The 16,043-nt window shown below is 69.1% G+C and carries 20 protein-coding genes; 13 read left to right on the top strand and 7 right to left on the bottom strand.

Annotated elements, in window-relative coordinates:
• Positions 1 to 12: 12 nt before the first annotated feature.
• Positions 13 to 747 (bottom strand): phospholipase D-like domain-containing protein, encoded by a 735-nt coding sequence (locus BLR04_RS01695; RefSeq protein WP_090758793.1) that lies wholly within the window; start codon positions 745 to 747, stop codon positions 13 to 15.
• Positions 748 to 893: 146 nt separating this feature from the next.
• Here BLR04_RS01695 and BLR04_RS01690 point away from each other — a divergent pair, with 146 nt between their 5' ends.
• The 3 genes from BLR04_RS01690 to BLR04_RS01680 are packed head-to-tail and all read left to right on the top strand — an operon-like array spanning position 894 to position 2,381.
• On the top strand, positions 894 to 1,238 hold the full coding sequence (locus tag BLR04_RS01690) for a hypothetical protein (RefSeq protein ID WP_090758790.1): 345 nt from the start codon (positions 894 to 896) through the stop codon (positions 1,236 to 1,238).
• Positions 1,239 to 1,244: 6 nt separating this feature from the next.
• Positions 1,245 to 1,718, top strand: coding sequence for a GntR family transcriptional regulator (locus tag BLR04_RS01685; RefSeq protein WP_090758788.1), 474 nt, complete (start codon positions 1,245 to 1,247; stop codon positions 1,716 to 1,718).
• A 39-nt stretch (positions 1,719 to 1,757) separates the two neighbouring features.
• Positions 1,758 to 2,381 (top strand): HD domain-containing protein, encoded by a 624-nt coding sequence (locus BLR04_RS01680; protein ID WP_090758786.1) that lies wholly within the window; start codon positions 1,758 to 1,760, stop codon positions 2,379 to 2,381.
• A gap of 186 nt (positions 2,382 to 2,567) precedes the next feature.
• Here the strand turns inward: BLR04_RS01680 and BLR04_RS01675 are convergent, their stop codons facing one another.
• The 3 genes from BLR04_RS01675 to BLR04_RS01665 all read right to left on the bottom strand — a co-directional run bounded on the left by BLR04_RS01675 (position 2,568) and on the right by BLR04_RS01665 (position 4,971).
• Positions 2,568 to 3,464 carry a permease-like cell division protein FtsX gene (locus tag BLR04_RS01675; RefSeq protein WP_143021922.1) on the bottom strand — a complete coding sequence of 299 codons (897 nt, stop codon included), beginning with the start codon at positions 3,462 to 3,464 and terminating at the stop codon, positions 2,568 to 2,570.
• A 286-nt stretch (positions 3,465 to 3,750) separates the two neighbouring features.
• Positions 3,751 to 4,227 (bottom strand): NUDIX hydrolase, encoded by a 477-nt coding sequence (locus BLR04_RS01670; RefSeq protein WP_090758782.1) that lies wholly within the window; start codon positions 4,225 to 4,227, stop codon positions 3,751 to 3,753.
• 3 nt (positions 4,228 to 4,230) lie between these two features.
• Positions 4,231 to 4,971: a helix-turn-helix domain-containing protein gene (locus tag BLR04_RS01665; RefSeq protein WP_090758780.1), complete on the bottom strand. Its 741-nt coding sequence runs from the start codon at positions 4,969 to 4,971 to the stop codon at positions 4,231 to 4,233.
• Between the two features lie 147 nt (positions 4,972 to 5,118).
• On the opposite strand from BLR04_RS01665, the gene BLR04_RS01660 reads away from it, so the two are divergent.
• Together BLR04_RS01660 and BLR04_RS01655 are read left to right on the top strand one after the other, a co-directional pair.
• Complete coding sequence (locus BLR04_RS01660) at positions 5,119 to 5,328, top strand: hypothetical protein (protein WP_090758778.1); 210 nt, start codon at positions 5,119 to 5,121, stop codon at positions 5,326 to 5,328.
• Positions 5,325 to 5,516, top strand: coding sequence for a hypothetical protein (locus BLR04_RS01655; protein WP_090758776.1), 192 nt, complete (start codon positions 5,325 to 5,327; stop codon positions 5,514 to 5,516). The genes BLR04_RS01660 and BLR04_RS01655 overlap by 4 nt, the downstream gene beginning before the upstream one ends.
• Here the strand turns inward: BLR04_RS01655 and BLR04_RS01650 are convergent.
• Entirely contained in the window at positions 5,476 to 5,832 is a 357-nt protein-coding gene (locus BLR04_RS01650; RefSeq protein ID WP_090758774.1) for a GntR family transcriptional regulator, read from the bottom strand. The two genes, BLR04_RS01655 and BLR04_RS01650, sit on opposite strands and share 41 nt — an antisense overlap.
• A gap of 109 nt (positions 5,833 to 5,941) precedes the next feature.
• Between BLR04_RS01650 and BLR04_RS01645 the strand changes: the two genes are divergently transcribed.
• From BLR04_RS01645 to BLR04_RS01620, 8 genes are all read left to right on the top strand, one after another.
• Entirely contained in the window at positions 5,942 to 6,271 is a 330-nt protein-coding gene (locus BLR04_RS01645; protein WP_176902886.1) for an SCO3933 family regulatory protein, read from the top strand.
• Complete coding sequence (locus BLR04_RS01640; RefSeq protein ID WP_090758772.1) at positions 6,264 to 7,583, top strand: FtsK/SpoIIIE domain-containing protein; 1,320 nt, start codon at positions 6,264 to 6,266, stop codon at positions 7,581 to 7,583. Before BLR04_RS01645 ends, BLR04_RS01640 begins: the two co-directional genes overlap by 8 nt.
• A gap of 18 nt (positions 7,584 to 7,601) precedes the next feature.
• Positions 7,602 to 8,240 (top strand): DUF2637 domain-containing protein, encoded by a 639-nt coding sequence (locus BLR04_RS01635; protein WP_090758769.1) that lies wholly within the window; start codon positions 7,602 to 7,604, stop codon positions 8,238 to 8,240.
• A gap of 15 nt (positions 8,241 to 8,255) precedes the next feature.
• The gene (locus BLR04_RS40400; protein WP_176902885.1) at positions 8,256 to 8,417 is read left to right on the top strand and encodes a hypothetical protein; all 162 of its coding nucleotides are present in this window, start codon (positions 8,256 to 8,258) and stop codon (positions 8,415 to 8,417) included.
• A 3-nt stretch (positions 8,418 to 8,420) separates the two neighbouring features.
• Positions 8,421 to 8,543: a hypothetical protein gene (locus BLR04_RS42220; protein WP_281191294.1), complete on the top strand. Its 123-nt coding sequence runs from the start codon at positions 8,421 to 8,423 to the stop codon at positions 8,541 to 8,543.
• 134 nt (positions 8,544 to 8,677) lie between these two features.
• On the top strand, positions 8,678 to 9,997 hold the full coding sequence (locus BLR04_RS01630) for a replication initiator (RefSeq protein WP_090759495.1): 1,320 nt from the start codon (positions 8,678 to 8,680) through the stop codon (positions 9,995 to 9,997).
• Positions 9,994 to 10,170 (top strand): helix-turn-helix transcriptional regulator, encoded by a 177-nt coding sequence (locus tag BLR04_RS01625; protein WP_090758768.1) that lies wholly within the window; start codon positions 9,994 to 9,996, stop codon positions 10,168 to 10,170. The genes BLR04_RS01630 and BLR04_RS01625 overlap by 4 nt, the downstream gene beginning before the upstream one ends.
• A gap of 3 nt (positions 10,171 to 10,173) precedes the next feature.
• Positions 10,174 to 11,433: a tyrosine-type recombinase/integrase gene (locus BLR04_RS01620; protein ID WP_090758767.1), complete on the top strand. Its 1,260-nt coding sequence runs from the start codon at positions 10,174 to 10,176 to the stop codon at positions 11,431 to 11,433.
• Positions 11,434 to 11,509: 76 nt separating this feature from the next.
• Here BLR04_RS01620 and BLR04_RS01615 read toward each other — a convergent pair whose 3' ends face one another.
• Both BLR04_RS01615 and BLR04_RS01610 read right to left on the bottom strand, forming a co-directional pair.
• Positions 11,510 to 12,649 carry an acyl-CoA dehydrogenase family protein gene (locus BLR04_RS01615; RefSeq protein WP_090758765.1) on the bottom strand — a complete coding sequence of 380 codons (1,140 nt, stop codon included), beginning with the start codon at positions 12,647 to 12,649 and terminating at the stop codon, positions 11,510 to 11,512.
• A 2-nt stretch (positions 12,650 to 12,651) separates the two neighbouring features.
• Positions 12,652 to 16,038 (bottom strand): indolepyruvate ferredoxin oxidoreductase family protein, encoded by a 3,387-nt coding sequence (locus tag BLR04_RS01610; RefSeq protein WP_245739959.1) that lies wholly within the window; start codon positions 16,036 to 16,038, stop codon positions 12,652 to 12,654.
• Between the last annotated feature and the right edge of the window lie 5 nt (positions 16,039 to 16,043).

Raw genomic sequence — 16,043 nt, 5'->3', positions numbered from 1 at the left:
TGTTGCGCCTGTTCAGCCTGTATCCATGTATGAGGTTGCGGTGGCCCAGACGCGTTCGAAGCTGGTCAGATACATCGCTGCTGCGCCCTGCTGCTCGGAGGCTCGCAGATGGATGACGGGAGCTTGGGCTGCGGGTGTGCCGTAGGCATGGGTATTGATCAGGAGGTTGCAGTCGGCGCGGTAGATCGAGTTGTAGAGCACCGTGCCATGTAGCCGGATCTCTGCATCGCCGCTTCCGAGCACGGCGCGAAAGAGCGTGAGAGCGTTTCTGACGCGGGCGGCCATGACGGGTGCTCCGATGGCCTCGTCGATGCCGCGCGTTGCCACTTCCTGGGCATCGGGATCGCCGAGCAGGATGCGTACGTTGACGCCGGCCCGAGCTTGGGTGGCCAGGAGGCGAATGATGCCGGTGTCCTCGGCGAGGAACAGACCGCTGTAGGTGAGGATGCCGATTTCGCGGGTGGCGGACTCGAAGTGGTGTCGCCAAGTGTGCTGAGGGACGGCCCAGCGGTGCGGGTAGACGGCCTGGACCTCGTCGGAGATGACGCGGTAGCGCTGGGTCGCCTCGGGCCAAAGATCGGCTTCGTCGACATGGAGGAGGTTGGCGATGGCCCAGCGGTGGCGGGGGTAGGGCACGCGCCCTTTCAGCCATCGGTGCACGGTCTTGGGATCGACGGCCAGGCGAGCGGCGACGTCGGCCGGCTGGAGGCGGGCGTTGGCGAAAGCGTGGCGAAGGTTGTCGTTCAAGGCGCACCTCCGGCGGGGACGGGGTGTTCTGCCTGCGAAGCTAACACGAGACGTCCCTAGACGTCCCCGAGTTGGGGTGTAGAGGTTCCGCTCTGAAGGCGAATCTCGACATACACAGACGGTGACAGCGAGAGGACGCCTCGGCGATGAAGAGCATCAAGGAGCAGCAGGCCGCCTATGCCCAGCGGTTGCTGACCACTCTGCGGGACGAACTGGTCGGGCGACAGATCACGGCGGTACTGGTGGTGGCCGCCGACGGTCGGCCCGGACTGGACGTGACCGACAGCCGGTTCCGTACGCGGCGGGTCTACGCCCATCTGGCGTTCTGCTGGTTCTACTGGGGAGATCGGGAGGACGAACGGGTCACATCCCTGCGCATGCCGGCAGCAGTCGACCGAATCGAGCAGGCCGCGCAGGACGGCTGGCACGAGGGCGAGCAAGGCGAACTCGGGATGGACCTGAGTCGTATCGTCGACGCCTACCGTGCCTGACCTTCGATGGCCGAAGAGCGGGCCTCGCTGACGGGCGGACGCGTCTATACGCAGCTGGCGGACCGGCTGCGGGAGCGGATCACCTCCGGCGTCTACGCAGTGGGCGATGTGCTGCCCTCGGAGGCGGCGTTGTGCCAGGAGTTCAGGATCGCCCGCAACACCGCGCGTCGTGGGCTGGCGATCCTCGAAGACGAAGGCCTGATCGTGACGGCGCCGTCCAAGGGCCGCATCGTCACAACGGCCTCTGCCCCGTCGTCGGATGCTCCATACAACTACCAGCGGATCGCGGGCGAGCTGCGCGAGCGTATCCGCAGCGGAGAGCTGGCCGGTGGGGCGGTCTTGCCGAGTGAGCTGATGTTGCGGCAACGCTTTGCGGCCTCGCGCAATACGGTACGGCAGGCTCTCGCGCTGCTGGAGCGAGAGGGCTTGGTGGTGGCCGAGCAGGGGCGGGGCCGGTTCGTTAAGGGTGAGACGTCCTAGGACGTCCTAGCGGACAGACTGGCACGCACCCGGCATCCCATGCCTATCGTAGACGGCGTGGGACAAGCTGAATGGGCTCATGACCTGGCCAAAGACCTGCTGGAGACGGATCTTCCTCGGCGCTGGGCGCACACCCAAGGAGTCGCCGCGCGAGCTGTGTCGCTGGCCCCGATCCTCGGCGACGCGACCGACACACTGACCGCCGCCGCCTACCTGCACGACATCGGTTACGCCCCCCGCCTGGTGGTGACCAACTTTCACCCCCTCGACGGAGCCCGCTACCTCCGCGATGTGCACCACGCCGACGAGACGCTGTGCCGCCTGGTCGCCCATCACTCCTGCGCGGTCAATGAGGCCCTTGAGCGTTCCCTGTTCGACGCGCTCAGTACGGAATTCGGCAAGGAACAGCCGGACCTCGTTGGCGCGCTGACCTATTGCGACATGACCACCGGCCCCGACGGCACGCAGCTGGACGTCCACGACCGGCTCGCCGAGATCCACTCCCGTTATGGCCCCGATCACCTCGTCTCGCGTTCGATCACCAGGTCTACACCGTGCATCTTGTCGGCGGTGCAGGCGGTGGAGGCGGCGCTCACAGCCAAAGCGGGATCCGCAGCCGCGCCCCACGACCGTCCAGAGGCAGTGCCACGCGGGCGGGCGTGATCCGCGGGGTATGAGGATGGTGTCCCGCCACGTGGGCCACGCGGCCGGGAGAGGGCATGCGGACGGCTCCAAGGGAACTGTAGGCGTCCGGTTCGCGCAGGGGGTGCTCGTTGCTTGACCAGTTCGAGGACGAGGACCCCAGGGTGGTGGCCGACGAAGGACGCCGCCGGCCACATACCACCGCTCCTATTCGCAGCGGCCGCCTGGAGTCTCGAAAATCGAGAGCCCGTATTCCGACGACAGCCTCACCCCTTGGAGCGAACGCTTCTGGTCGTATGCCACGTACACCCCCGGCATCCGCGCCAGCCGCCGGCACGGGGAGTACCAGTCGGCCTCGGGTCGCATCGACAGCCGGTACGACTCCGGCACCTCCGACTCCTTGGTGGCCTCGACGATCGCTTCGTTGTCGGCGTACTCCTCGACGAAGTTCCGGTAGGCCGTCGCCTGGTCCTCGTACTCGTACGAGAGGAGCCCGGGGATTCGCTTGATCGCAGCGACGATCGCCTGCTTCTCCTTGACCGTGGCCTTCGACTTGTTGGCCTTGCCGCGTCCCCGGACACAGGAAGGCATGAGCGAGCCCTTCACGCACAGATACACGGATATATCCGGCTCTTGAGATTCCTTCGCAGCAAGGGCACGGTCCTCCGCCTGGTCGGTGGCGAACCTCACTCCTGGCCGCCGGTTCGCCAGGGCCGTGATTCGGGTGCGGTCGGCCACTCCCGATACCCGCACGCGGAAGGACTCCGGCACGTCCTTGGCCCGCACAGCCGCCAGCACGTTCTTCTGGCCGGCGAACTCCTTGCGGAAGCTCGCGTACGACGCGGCCCGGCTCACGAAGCGCACCTCGGTCACCTCAGGCGTGGCCTTCAGGAATTTCTCGAGGTCCTGTCGCTGCTTGGCCGTGGCGTACCGCTTGTCACACCTGTACGCGGATGGCGTACAGAGGAAGACCGCGATCTCCGGGTTGTCGATAACGGTGATGTCCGGGTTGGCCGGGCTCGCGATGGCTGACCCGGTCAGCCCGGTCATGCCTGAGAGCGCCACCACGGCCGCGGCCGTCACCCGCCATAACCAGCTCTTCACTGAACTCCTCGCTCAATGATCAGGGACTCGGGAACCTGGTGCCGATATCAACGCCCCGACCGCAACTCGAAGCGGGTAGACGTTCGCCGCCGGCTGTTCCAGACAGTGCATGATCGCATCAATTCCCCATAGCGTCCTCTCTGGAGTGGAACTCGGCGTTGATGACGCGAGATCACGAATGACACACACCAGCCGAGGGCATCGCTACCCTGTACGCCCTAAAAGCTTCGCTGTCAGAGGCATGGGCGTGCTCGTGGAGGCACACCGTAAGCAGCGGGTACGGGTTTCAGCCGACGTATGGGATGCCGACACCAGCGAGGTAGTGCTCGATTCGCATCCGCATCGAGCGATCCATTCTCAATGCGACCACCTGATCGCGCGATACCCAGCGGACTTCGCGGGACTCGTCGCTAGGGGTCGGTTCGCCGCTGACCGCGCGGGCAGTCAGGACCAGGGAGAATTCCTGCCGCGCCTCGCCGTTGGAGGTGTAGAGGATGACGTGGCGGGGGTCGCTGTAGGTGCCGACCAGGCCGGTGATCTCACAGGTGATCCCGGTTTCCTCCAGCGTCTCCCGTACGGCGGCCTGCGGGATGGACTCGCCCAGGTCGATGGCGCCGCCGGGGACCGCCCAGTTGTCGTTGTCGGTGCGGCGGATCATCAGTACCTCGCCCGCGTCGTTGGTGACGATCACGTTGACGGACGGTACGAGGCTGTTGGCCGCGGGGGCGTCGGGGTCGTCGTAGTAGTCGATCCGCTTGGCCATGGTTCAGGACCCTATCGGCCGGGCGCCGTCCCAGACGCGTTCGAAGCTCTCGGCGTAGGTGGCGACCATGTCGCCGCCGGCTACCTTGCGCAGGTGGAAGACCGGCGCATTGCCCGCCGGCACTCCGTAGACGTGCGTGTTGACGAGGAACTGGTCGTCGGCCTGGTAGATCGAGTTGTACAGGACGGTTGCGTGCAGCCGGAACTCGATGTTGTCCCGTCCGATCAGCTCCCGGTACAGCACGAGGACGTTGCGGATCTTGGCTGCCATGCCGTCGTCGATGCCCTCGTCCCGGCCGCGCTGGGCTACCTCCGCGGAGTCGGGATCGCCCAGCAGCATGCGTACTCTGACTCCGGCGTCGGCCTTTTCGCCGAACATCCGGACGAGGCCGGTGTCGTCGGCGAGGAACAGCCCGCTGTAGACCAGTACGCCGATCTCCTCGGAGGCGGAGGCGAACAGCCGTCCCCACACGTCCCTGGGCACGGCCCAGCGATGCGGGTACACGGTGACGATCTCGGATTCCGACGCTGAGGCCACCTGGTCGCGGGTCAGCGCTGAAGGCCAGAGGTAGGTCTCGTCGGTGTCCAGGTACGAAGCCACCGCATATCGGTGTTTCCGGTACGGCGCGCGGCCCTTGGTGACCCATCGCTCGACCGTCTTCGGGTCTACCGCGATGGCCTCCGCGAGCTGGGCGATGCTCACGCCTCGCTGCAACAGCGCCGCGCGCAGTCTCTCGTTCGCCATGTCACCTGCCAGCAGGACGTCTGGGGACCTGGCCATCGTAGGACGGACGTCTTGAACATGTCCCGTCGTGTAGTGATCTCGTCCTGGCTCTCCGTCGCATTCTCGGTTCGCAAGCAAGAACCGAGATCCGAAAGGAGAGGTGATCACATGACTGACGAGATCTACCCGGAGCCCACCTGCGAGTGCACCGCACGCCTGGAGGACGGTCAGACCCAGTGCCGTAAGTGCCAGTCCCGGGGCCGCTGGATCAGGAAGCAGGCGGGCAAGCACCGCCGGCGTGCCGGACGGCGCGACGAGACCCGGCGTCCGCCGCGCGGCCCGCGCGGCCTGGCCCAGGCGGGGGTGATCTGGTCATGACCGCTCTGCCGCTGATCATCGCCGGTCTGCTCGGCGTCACGTTGCTGGTGGGGTACGTCGCCGTGCTCATGGGCATCCGGCGTGAGGACAAGGCGCTCAGTCTGCGTCAGGGCCCGTCGACCGCGTCCGCGTCGCTGGCGCGGAAGGTCACTGGTTGCTACGTCCGGAACGAGGCGTCGTGGACGTAGCCAACTGCTCTTCGACCTTGGCCAGGCGTACCGACAGGTCCTGCACGGTGGCGCGCAGATCGGCCAGCTCGTCGCCGGCGGGCGCTTCCCCGGCGTCGGCGACGAACACGCCCTTGCCCTGCTGGCCGATCACCAGGCCCTCGTTGCGCAGGATGCCGACGGCCATCTTCACCACCGACAGCGAAGCGTCGTACTGCTCGGCGAGTTGGGCGGTGGACGGCAGCGGCGTGCCGGGCGCGAGGGAGCCGCCGCGGATCTGCGTGCGGAGATCGTCGGCGATCTGCAGGTAGCCGGGGCGCCCGGTGTTCTTGACCATCGCCGTCCATCACACCACGAAAGTTCGACCAAGCCAACCTAGGGAGCATTGACAACCAAGCCAACTAGGTTAACTATGTTGCTCACGACGAAAGAGGAGGTCACAGCCCATGCGTTCCGTCCCGATCCCCGTGGATGTCAGCAAACTCGCCATCACCTGCGTCAAGGCCCCGCGGCCGCGGGTGCTGAACAAGGACACCGGCGAGATCAAGACCGACAAGAACGGCAACACCGTCTACGAGGTCACCGTCTCCGTCGAGGACGAGTTCGGCAGGATCGAACTCGTCAAGATCGGCATCACCGGCGAACCGCCCATCACCGTCGGCGACCAGGTCAACGCCATCGGCCTGCTCGGCTACGTCTGGGAGATCGCCGGCCGGTGGGGCATCGCCTACCGCGCCTCGGCGCTGCTCCCCGCACGGGAGACCGCCGATGCGTGATGCGCTGGAAGCGCTCACAGTCCTGGCCGCCGTCGCGGCCGGGCTGTGCGCCTGGCGCCGCTACCACCACCCCTCCTTCTGGCTCGCGATCGCCTTCCCGCTCGTCGCCCTCTCCGTCCGCGCATCGTGGCGACGGGTCGCACTCGGCTGCGGCCTGACCAAGAAGCGGCAACGCTGGTGGTTCACCACCGTGCCCGGCGCGATCGCCTCCACCGGCCTGGTCAAGGTCCGCCGCCGCTTCCAGCGGGTCGCCGTCGACACCAAGCCGTTCATGTGGCTGCCCTTGCCGACCCGGCACGGCTGGCGCGTCACCCTGCACACCCTGGAAGGCCAGACGCCCGGCGACTACGCCGACGCCGCCGAACGACTCGCTCACTCCTGGGGCATCCACGCCATACGCGTCTCCTCACCCCGACCCGGCCGCGTCGTCCTCATGGCCACCATGCGCGACCCACTGGTCAAGGTCGACCAACTCCCGCCCTCACCCGACCTGCTCAAGGTCACCGTGGGACGGCTGGAGACCGGCAAGCCATGGATCATCGACTTCCGCACGGTGCCGCACTGGATCAACGCCGGCGCGACCCAGTCCGGCAAGTCCAACCTCGCCAACGCGCTCATCGTCGGCCTCGCACCGCAGCCGGTGGCGCTGGTCGGCTTCGACCTCAAAGGGGGGGTGGAGTTCACCCCGTACGCACCCCGGCTGTCAGCCCTGGCCACCTCCCGAACCGAGTCCGTCACCCTGCTGTGCGACCTGGTCGGGCTGATGATCGACCGCATGGGCCTGTGCCGCCAGGCCGCCGCCCGCAACATCTGGCAACTCCCACCCGCCATCCGCCCCGTCCCGATCGTGGTCCTGGTCGACGAACTGGCCGAGCTCTACCTGATGGCAGACAAATCCGAGAAAGACGAAGTCGCCAAGACCTCCACCGCACTCCTGCGCGTGGCGCAACTCGGGCGGGCCTTCGGCATCTACCTGTTCTGCTGCGGCCAGCGCATCGGCTCCGACCTCGGACCCGGCGTCACCGCGCTGCGCGCCCAGTGCTCCGGCCGGATCTGCCACCGAGTCAACGACCCCGAAACCGCCACGATGACCCTCGGCGACCTCGACCCCGCCGCGCTCGTCTCAGCCCGTTCCATCGCCGCCGAGACACCCGGCGTCGCCATCGTCGCCGGCCAGGACGGCCAGTGGTACCGCGCCCGCTCCTTCTACGTCACCGAGCAGACCGCCGAACACGCCGCCCGCACGCACGCCCACCTCGCCCCGTCCTGGGACGACATCACCGCCCACCTACCCGAGCCCATCACCGCCTGAGACCCGAAGGGAGGAACGATGCGACGCTTCGCCTGCTGGCTGCTCGACACCGGCCCGGTCCTCGTCCTGGCCGCCATCGCGGGTGCCGGATCGTTCACCCACATCCGCGACACCGCCAGCCAGCACGGCCAGACCGGTTGGATGTCATGGGCCGTAGCCGTCTGCATCGACCTGACCTGCGTCATGGCCGCCCGCGAACGCCAACGCGACAAGAACACAGGCAAGGCCCGGCCTGGCCGCGTCACCTGGCCCGTCCTCGTCCTGACCGGCGGCATCACCCTGTCCCTGGCCGCCAACCTCGCCCAAGCCGACCCGACTGTCTGGGGCTGGATCACGGCCGCCACCCCGGCCGCCGCCTTCCTCATCGCCATCTCGATGCTGGAACGCCGCGCCACCCCGCCCGGACCGTCCACCACTCCGGCGACCTCGCCCGTTCCCGTCTCAGCTCCGGAACTCGTTCCGCACAACGCCCAGGATCAGGACCACATGCAGAACGAGCGGGAAAGTGACCTTGCCCCGGCGCTCATCGACTACGCCCGCCGTATCGCCGCCGAGCACCACACCCGACACGGCAAGCCCATCACCCGCGACGCCCTACGCGCCCACCTGGGCGTGTCGGGCCAACTCGCCTCTGACCTGCTGCGCGCCCTCGCCTGATCAGGAGGACTACTCATGCGCATCCGCATCGACGGCACCCGAGCCGAAATCGTCGACGCCCTGTTCCGCCTACGCCTGCACTTCACCGTCTGCGGCGTCTCCCGCGTCTACCCCGACCGCACCCACCCGCGCCAGTGGCGCATCTACCTCACCACCCGCCCACGAGAAAGGAGCTGACCCTTGCCCGGAACCCTGCTGTTGACCCACTACCGCTGCAGCACCTGCAACGGCACCGGCATCGACTCCGAAAGCGCCCGCTGCCTCGACTGCGACGGCACCGGCATCGACAACTACGGCGCATAACGCGCAGCGCCCCCGGCCTGGCCGTACATCCGCCAAGACGCCTGCCAGGTCGGGGGCCATCCCTTCACCCGAACGAGCGAAAGGAGGCCTCCATCTTGCCCACAACCATCGCCAACGCGCACGCCAAAGCGGGCATGATCGCCCGACTCAACCACCCCGACTACGACCGCTGGGCCGCCCAGATCCACGCCACCGGCGGCTGCCACCAACCCATCCACCTGCGCGGCAAGGTCGAACACTACGACCGCGCCACCGGCCAACTCCTGCACCGCTACACCACCCGCACTGAGCCCGACGGCATCCTGCGCGTCCCGTGCAAGACCCGCCGCGCCTCCCGCTGCCCTGCCTGCGCGGAGACCTACCGCGCCGACACCTACCACCTCATCCGCGCCGGCCTGATCGGCGGCAAGGGCGTCCCCGAGTCCGTCGCCGGCCACCCGACGCTGTTCGTCACCCTGACCGCTCCGTCATTCGGCGCGGTCCACACCCGCCGCGAGCACGGCGGCAAGATCCAGCCCTGCCACGCCCGCCGCAACGCAGCCACCTGCCCGCACGGCCGCACCATGACCTGCACCACCCGCCACAGCAAAGACGACCCACGCCTCGGCGAACCGCTCTGCCCCGACTGCTACGACTACACCGGCTCGGTCCTGTTCAACGCCCTGGCTCCGCTCCTGTGGAAGCGCTTCGCCGACTCGCTACGTCGCCGCCTGGCCAAGCTCGGCGGCCTGACACTCAGAGAGCTCCGCGAACACCTCACCGTCTCCTTCGCCAAGGTCGCCGAGTACCAGCGGCGCGGCGTCGTCCACTTCCACGCCGTCATCCGCCTCGACGGCCCTGGCGGTCCCGCCGCACCACCACCGCCCTGGGCCACCGAAGACGTCCTGACCCAAGCCGTCCAGCACGCCGCCCAGGTCGTCAGCGCACTCGTCCCCGCCGTCGACGATCAACCGGCCCGCCTCTTCAAGTGGGGCCAACAACTCGACATCCGTCCCATCACCCTGAACGGCGACCTCACCGAGCAAGCCGTCGCCGGCTACATCGCCAAGTACGCCACCAAGGCCGCCGAATGCGTCGGCACCCTCGACCACCGCATCAACCCACTCGACGACCTGGAGCGGTACAACCTCCGCGACCACGCCCGCCGCCTCATCACCACCTGCATGCGCCTCGGCGCCCACCCGGAGCTCGCCGAACTCCGCCTCACCGACTGGGCCCACATGCTCGGCTTCCGCGGCCACTTCTCCACCCGCTCCCGCCGCTACTCCACCACCCTCGGCGAACTCCGAGCCGAACGCGAACACCACGCCCGCGACAACGAGATCACCACCGGCCGCCTGCCGCTCTTCGACGAAGACACCGTCCTGGTCATCAGTGAATGGGAGTACGCAGGCAAGGGCCACTCCCTCGGAGACCGACTCCTCGCCGCTGCCATCACGGGTGGGCGCCCATGAACACCCTCACCAAGCTCTGGACTGTGGAGGACGTAGCCACCTTCCTCGGTGTCCCGGTCGCCACGCTCTACCAATGGCGACACCACCGCACAGGCCCCAGAGGCCGCAAGATCGGTCGTCACCTGCGCTACGTGCCTGAGGACGTCCTGTCCTGGGTGCAGGAGCAGGAGTAGCCCATGGCCTTCGTCAAGGACCTGTGGATCAGGACGGTTCGGGACTCGGACGGCAAGACGCGGAAGGTCAAGACCGTGCGGTACGGCAAGGGCAAGCGCTGGCTCGCCGTCTGGGTGGACCCTGAAGGCAACGAGCGCTCGACCGCCTACGAGCGCAAGGCTGACGCCGAGCGGAAGATCGCCACCATGGGCGCCGACATCGCCCGCGGCGACTACATCGACCCCAACGCCGGCAAGGTGCTCTTCGGCGAGTTGGCCGAGCGCTGGCTTGCCTCGCGTATCGTCGACCCAGCAACGAAGATCCGGTACGAGTACATCCATCGGCTCCACGTCGCCCCGGCCTTCGCCAAGCGCCAGGTGAAGAGCATCAAGCCATCGCACATCCAGGCGTGGATCAGTGACCTGAGCAGCCGCTTCGGCACCTCCACCGTGCAGACGGCCTTCCTGGTCCTCCAGGGCATCCTCAACCTGGCCGTCGCCGACGAGGTGATCAAACGCAGTCCCGCCAAGTCGCCGGTGGTTCAGGTGCCCAAGCGCGCTGCCGAGGAGATCACCGCCTGGTCGGACGAGAGAGTCAGCGCGGTGATCGACGCCCACCCTCCGCTGTTCCGCCTGCTCCCGATGATCGGAGCCGCCTGCGGGCTGCGGCAGGGTGAACTGTTCGGCCTCGCCCTGGAGGACGTCGACTTCGAGGAGTGCGTTCTCCGGGTACGTCGGCAGATCAAGAAGCTGGGCAGCGATCACGCCTACGCTTTGCCGAAGAATGACCGTGAACGGGTCGTTCCGCTTCCCGATTGGGTGGCCGGGGCCGTCAAGCGGCACGTCACGGTCTACCGCCCGCTGGTCTGCTCACTGCCCTGGGAGAAGCTGGATGGTAAGCCGCGTACGCACAACCTGCTCTTCCGGTGGACAGATGACCGCTACATCAGGTCCCGGACCTACAGCGAGACCGTTTGGAAGCCCGCGCTCGTCCAAGCGCGTGTGATCCCGCCACCAGGCAGAGACCCACGTCAGCGGAAGCGCTACACCACCTCCAGGAAGGAGGGGCTGCATCAGCTTCGCCACTACTACGCCAGCGTCATGTTGGCCGGCGGCGTCTCGGTCAGGGAACTCGCGGAGTACCTCGGCCACGCCGACCCGGGGTTCACTCTCCGTGTCTACGCCCACATGATGCCCGGCTCCCACGACCGCGCCCGCAAGGCGATCGACGACCGGTTGTTCCGTCCGCGCGAGGTCTCTCACGGAACAGGGACGGAACAGTGATCATTTAGGGCCACAAGCCCAAGACAGCGAATCCCGCCTCCCAGTACAGGGAAGCGGGGTTTTCGCAGGTCAGGGGCTACTTGGCCAGGTGGCGGCTGATGACCAGGCGCTGGATCTGGTTGGTGCCTTCGAAGATCTGCATGATTTTGGCTTCGCGCATGTAGCGTTCGACGCGGAACTCGCGGGTGTAGCCATAGCCGCCGAGCACCTGGACCGCGTCCGTGGTGACCTTCATGGCGGTGTCGGTGGCGATCAGTTTGGCGACGCTCGCCTGGCGGCTGTAGTCGAGGCCCGCGTCCCTGCGCCGCGCCGCGTCGAGGTACGTCGCCCGCGCGCTGTCCACCCCGGCGGCCATGTCGGCCAGCAGGAAGCCGAGCCCCTGGTGGTCGATGATGCGCTTGCCGAACGTCTGCCGCTCCTTGGCGTACGCCACGGCCTCGTCGAGCGCGGCCTGGGCGAGGCCCGTGGCGCAGGCGGCGATGCCGAGGCGGCCGGAGTCGAGCGCGCTGAAGGCGATCTGCAGACCCTGTCCCTCGGCGCCGAGCAGCCGGTCGGCGTCCAGGACGGCGCCGTCCCAGTGGGCGCTGGTCGTGGGGACGGCGTGCAGGCCCATCTTCTCCTCTGGCCGCCCGAACGTCAGCCCATCGGCCGAGCCCGGCGCGAGGAAGCACGAGACGCCCCGCGGGCCCTCGCCCGTGCGGGCGAACAGCGCGTAGAAGTCGGCGATGCCGCCGTGGGTGATCCACGCCTTGTTGCCGGAGACGCGGTAGCCGTTCTCCACCCGTTCTGCCTTGCAGGTCAGGGCCGAGGCGTCGGAGCCGGCCTGCGGCTCCGACAGGCTGTAGCCGCCGATCAGGCGCCCGGACAGCATGTCGGGCAGCCACCGTTCGCGCTGCTCCGGCGTGCCGTACGTGGCCACGGGGAAGCAGGCGAGCGTGTGCACGCTGGTGGCGACCGCCACGGCCGCCCACCGCATCGCCAGCTCCTCCAGGACCTGCAGGTACACCTCGTACGGCTGCCCGCCGCCGCCGTACTCCTCGGGGTAGGGCAGGCCGAGCAGCCCGGTGGCGCCCAGTGTGCCGAACAGTCCTTCCGGGTACGTCTCCGCGCGCTCGTGCTCGTCGACCCGGCGCGCCAGTTCCTTGTCGGCGATCTCCCTGGTCAGGTCGATGAGGTCGCGGGCGTCCTGGTCGGGCAGCAGACGGTCGACGGTCACGGTCAGCTCCTGGGCGTGTGGGGGGTGGGCTCGGTCAGACGGCCGAGGGCGGACGTGGCCCGCTCCCGGAACTCTGCGACGCGGGCGAGCTTGATGTCCTCGTAGCCGCGGATGACGTCGGGCAGGGCGGCGATCTCCTCGACGACGCCCGCGTTGCCCGTGGACAGCCGCTCGAGGGCGCTCCGCACGAAAGCGCGGTACTCGCCGACGAGGGCGCGTTCGACGCGGCGCACCTCGGCGCGGCCGAACACGTCGAACGTGGTTCCGCGCAGCACCCGGGCGGCACGCAGGCCGCGGAACAGGACGCCGGCCGAGCGGCCGATCTCGATCTTGCGCTTCATGCCCATCGCCCGCAGCACGGGCGGGTGCAGCAGCACCGACACCTTCGCGTCGCGGCCGAACTCCCGCTCCCGCCGCTCCTGCTCCGCCGGGTCGAGGTGCAGGCGGGCGACCTCGTACTCGTCCTTGTAGGCCATGAGCTTGTGCAGGCCGTGGGCGTAGGCGAGGGCGATGGCCGCACCCGCCTCGGAGCCCGCGCGCTCGGTCGCGAGCGCCGCCACGCGGCGCACGTCCTCGGCGTACGTACGGGCGTAGGCGGCGTTCTGGTAGCCGGTCAGGTCGGCGACCCGGTCGGCCACCACCGCGTCCAGGCCGGCGGGCTCGGGCGCGTCGGGCGTCAGGAGCTCGCGCACCGCCTCGGGGGCGGCGACGGCGGCCCTGCCCCAGCGGAAGGCGGCCAGGTTCTGCTCGACGGCGGCCCGGTTCAGCCTGATGGCCCGCTCGATCGACTCCTCCGCGACGGGCAGGCACCCCAGCTGGTACGCGGCCCCGAGCAGCAGCAGGTTGGCCGGCATGTGGTCGCCGAACAGCGCCTCGGACAGCGCGTGGGCGTCGAGGCAGAACTGCTCGCGGGTGGCGGACTCGACGCGGGCGACGGCGTCGGCGTGTCCCGGCACGGAAGCGCGGCCGGTCACCATCGCGGCGGTCGGCACCACCGACGTGTTCAGCACCGCGATCGTGCGGTCCGGCGCGACCACGGCGAGGGTGCCGTCAGCGGCCGCGCCCAGCACGTCGAACCCGATGAGCACGTCGGCGCCGCCGTTCGAGGCGCGCACCGACCCGGTGGCGGGCCGCTTGGAGATGCGCACGTCGCTCACCACGGGGCCGCCCTTCTGCGCGAGCCCGGTCTGCTCCAGCCCGGAGGCGTGCAGGCCGTCGAGGTGGGCGGCCATCTGCAGGATCTGCGAGACGGTGACGACGCCGGTGCCGCCGATGCCGGGCATCCTGATCAGCACCTCGTCGCCGACCCTGGTGGCCGGCCGCGGCGGGGTCACGGTCAGGGCGGGGGCCTGCCTGGGCTCGCGGGTGCCCGGTTCGACCAGCAGGAACGAAGGGCAGTCGCCCTTCAGGCAGCTCAGGTCGGTGTTGCAGGACGCCTGGTGGATGCGCGTCTTGCGGCCGTAGACGGTCTCGACGGGCTGCACGGACAGGCACGTCGAGGCCTCGCCGCAGTCGCCGCAGCCCTCGCAGACGCGCTCGTTGATGACGACCTTCCTGTCGGGGGTGGGCAGCTTGCCGCGCTTGCGCAGCCGCCGTTCCTCCGCGGCGCACCGGTCGTCGTGGACGAGCACGGTCACGCCGTCGAGCGCGGCCAGTTCCTGCTCGACCTCGGGCAGGTCGTCGCGGTGGCGTACGGAGGCGATCGGTGCCAGCCGCACCCCTCGGTACGTCTCGGGCTCCGGCGTGGTGATCACGATCTTGCGAACGCCCTCGATCGCCAGCTCGTGGGTGAGCGCGGGCACGTCGAGCCGCCCCTCGGCGCGCTGGCCGCCGGTCATGGCGACGGCGTCGTTGTAGAGCAGCTTGTACGTCATCGTCACCCCGGCCGCGACCGCCGCCCTGATCGCCAGGGAGCCGGAGTGGTGGTAGGTGCCGTCGCCGAGGTTCTGGACGAAGTGCCGGTCGTCGGTGAACGGCGCGAGACCGATCCACTGCGCGCCCTCGCCGCCCATCTGGGTGAGGCCGATCTGCGTCCCGCGCCCGTGCCCGTCCAGCGCGATCATCGCGTGGCAGCCGATGCCGACGCCGACCAGCGTGCCGTCGGAGGCGCGGGTGGAGGTGTTGTGCGGGCAGCCGGAGCAGAAGTACGGGGTGCGCGTGGCCACGAGCGGGAGCATGCGCCGCGCAGGACGGGCCCGCACGACCGGACGGGGCAGCCGTTCCTCGCCGACGCAGGCGGCCACGGCCTTGGCGACGTCCTCGGCGCTCAGCGTGCCGCGGGCCGGCAGCAGCTCACGGCCCACGACCGCGGGCACCCGGTCACGGCCGTAGAGCGCCTGCTTGAGGTGTCCTTCCAGGAACGGCACCTTGTCCTCGACCACGAGCACCCGGTCGAGGTCGCGGGTCATGGCCGCCAGGTCGTCGTACGCGAGCGGGAACGGCATGCCCACCTTGATCAGCCGCAACCCGAGCTCGTCCCTGGTCACCTCGTCCAGTCCGAGGTCCTCCAGCGCCCGCTCGACCACGGCGTACGTGACGCCCGATGCGATGATCCCGAGCACGGTGTTGCGCGCACCGGAGACGACCCGGTTGAGGTTGTGGGCGCGGGCGTAGGCGCGGGCCGCGTCGAGCCGCCGGGTGAGCATGTCGTATTCGGCGTCCAGGGCGGCGGCGCCCAGCAGCAGCGGGGACGGCCCGCGCGACACGCCGTCGGGCACGGGGACGTCCGCGCGCAGCTCGCCGAGTTCGACGGTGGCGGAGGCGTCGGCGATGTCAGCGACGATCTTCATGGCGGCCCACAGGCCCGTGCCCCGCGACAGGGCGACCGCGTGCAGCCCGTACTCGATGATCTCGCCGACGGTGCTCGGCGCGAGCAGCGGCATCGACAGGCTCTGGCACATCGGCTCGCACGAGCTGGGCAGGGTCGAGGACTTGCAGCCGGGGTCGTCGCCGATCCAGGCGACCGCGCCGCCGAGCGCGGCGGTGCCGGCGGCATTGGCGTGCCTGATGGCGTCGGCGGCCCGGTCCAGGCCGGGGTTCTTGCCGTACCAGTAAGCGGTCACGCCGCTGTGGCGCCGTCCGGGGACCTGCTCCAGCAGCTGGGTGCCGGCCACCGCGGTCGCCGCGAGCTCCTCGTTGAGCCCGGGCCGGAACACCACGCCCGCCTGGTCCAGGAACCGCTTCGCCCGTCCCATCTCCAGGTCGAGGCCGCCCAGGGGCGAGCCCTGGTAGCCGCTGACGAAGCCGCGCGTGTCCAGGCCGCGCGCCTCGTCGAGGCGGCGCTGCTCCAGCGTCAAGCGCACCAGGGCCTGGATCCCGGAGATGAGCACCCGGCCGTCGGCGGCGGTGTACTTGTCGTCCAGCGACACTGGAACGGGAGTCTCGCTCACGTTGA

The sequence above is a fragment of the Nonomuraea maritima genome, from assembly GCF_900100395.1.
In the GTDB taxonomy this organism is placed as follows: Bacteria; Actinomycetota; Actinomycetes; order Streptosporangiales; family Streptosporangiaceae; genus Nonomuraea; species Nonomuraea maritima.
This window is presented reverse-complemented; position numbering and strand designations above follow the sequence as displayed.

Bases quoted from the DNA above. Each gene is read 5' to 3' on its own strand.
- BLR04_RS01690 (WP_090758790.1), top strand. From the start codon at position 894: ATGAAGAGCATCAAGGAGCAGCAGGCCGCCTATGCCCAGCGGTTGCTG.
- BLR04_RS01685 (WP_090758788.1), top strand. From the start codon at position 1,245: ATGGCCGAAGAGCGGGCCTCGCTGACGGGCGGACGCGTCTATACGCAG.
- BLR04_RS01680 (WP_090758786.1), top strand. From the start codon at position 1,758: ATGCCTATCGTAGACGGCGTGGGACAAGCTGAATGGGCTCATGACCTG.
- BLR04_RS01670 (WP_090758782.1), bottom strand. From the start codon at position 4,227: ATGGCCAAGCGGATCGACTACTACGACGACCCCGACGCCCCCGCGGCC.
- BLR04_RS01665 (WP_090758780.1), bottom strand. From the start codon at position 4,971: ATGGCGAACGAGAGACTGCGCGCGGCGCTGTTGCAGCGAGGCGTGAGC.
- BLR04_RS01660 (WP_090758778.1), top strand. From the start codon at position 5,119: ATGACTGACGAGATCTACCCGGAGCCCACCTGCGAGTGCACCGCACGC.
- BLR04_RS01655 (WP_090758776.1), top strand. From the start codon at position 5,325: ATGACCGCTCTGCCGCTGATCATCGCCGGTCTGCTCGGCGTCACGTTG.
- BLR04_RS01650 (WP_090758774.1), bottom strand. From the start codon at position 5,832: ATGGTCAAGAACACCGGGCGCCCCGGCTACCTGCAGATCGCCGACGAT.
- BLR04_RS01645 (WP_176902886.1), top strand. From the start codon at position 5,942: ATGCGTTCCGTCCCGATCCCCGTGGATGTCAGCAAACTCGCCATCACC.
- BLR04_RS01640 (WP_090758772.1), top strand. From the start codon at position 6,264: ATGCGTGATGCGCTGGAAGCGCTCACAGTCCTGGCCGCCGTCGCGGCC.
- BLR04_RS01635 (WP_090758769.1), top strand. From the start codon at position 7,602: ATGCGACGCTTCGCCTGCTGGCTGCTCGACACCGGCCCGGTCCTCGTC.
- BLR04_RS40400 (WP_176902885.1), top strand. From the start codon at position 8,256: ATGCGCATCCGCATCGACGGCACCCGAGCCGAAATCGTCGACGCCCTG.
- BLR04_RS01630 (WP_090759495.1), top strand. From the start codon at position 8,678: ATGATCGCCCGACTCAACCACCCCGACTACGACCGCTGGGCCGCCCAG.
- BLR04_RS01625 (WP_090758768.1), top strand. From the start codon at position 9,994: ATGAACACCCTCACCAAGCTCTGGACTGTGGAGGACGTAGCCACCTTC.
- BLR04_RS01620 (WP_090758767.1), top strand. From the start codon at position 10,174: ATGGCCTTCGTCAAGGACCTGTGGATCAGGACGGTTCGGGACTCGGAC.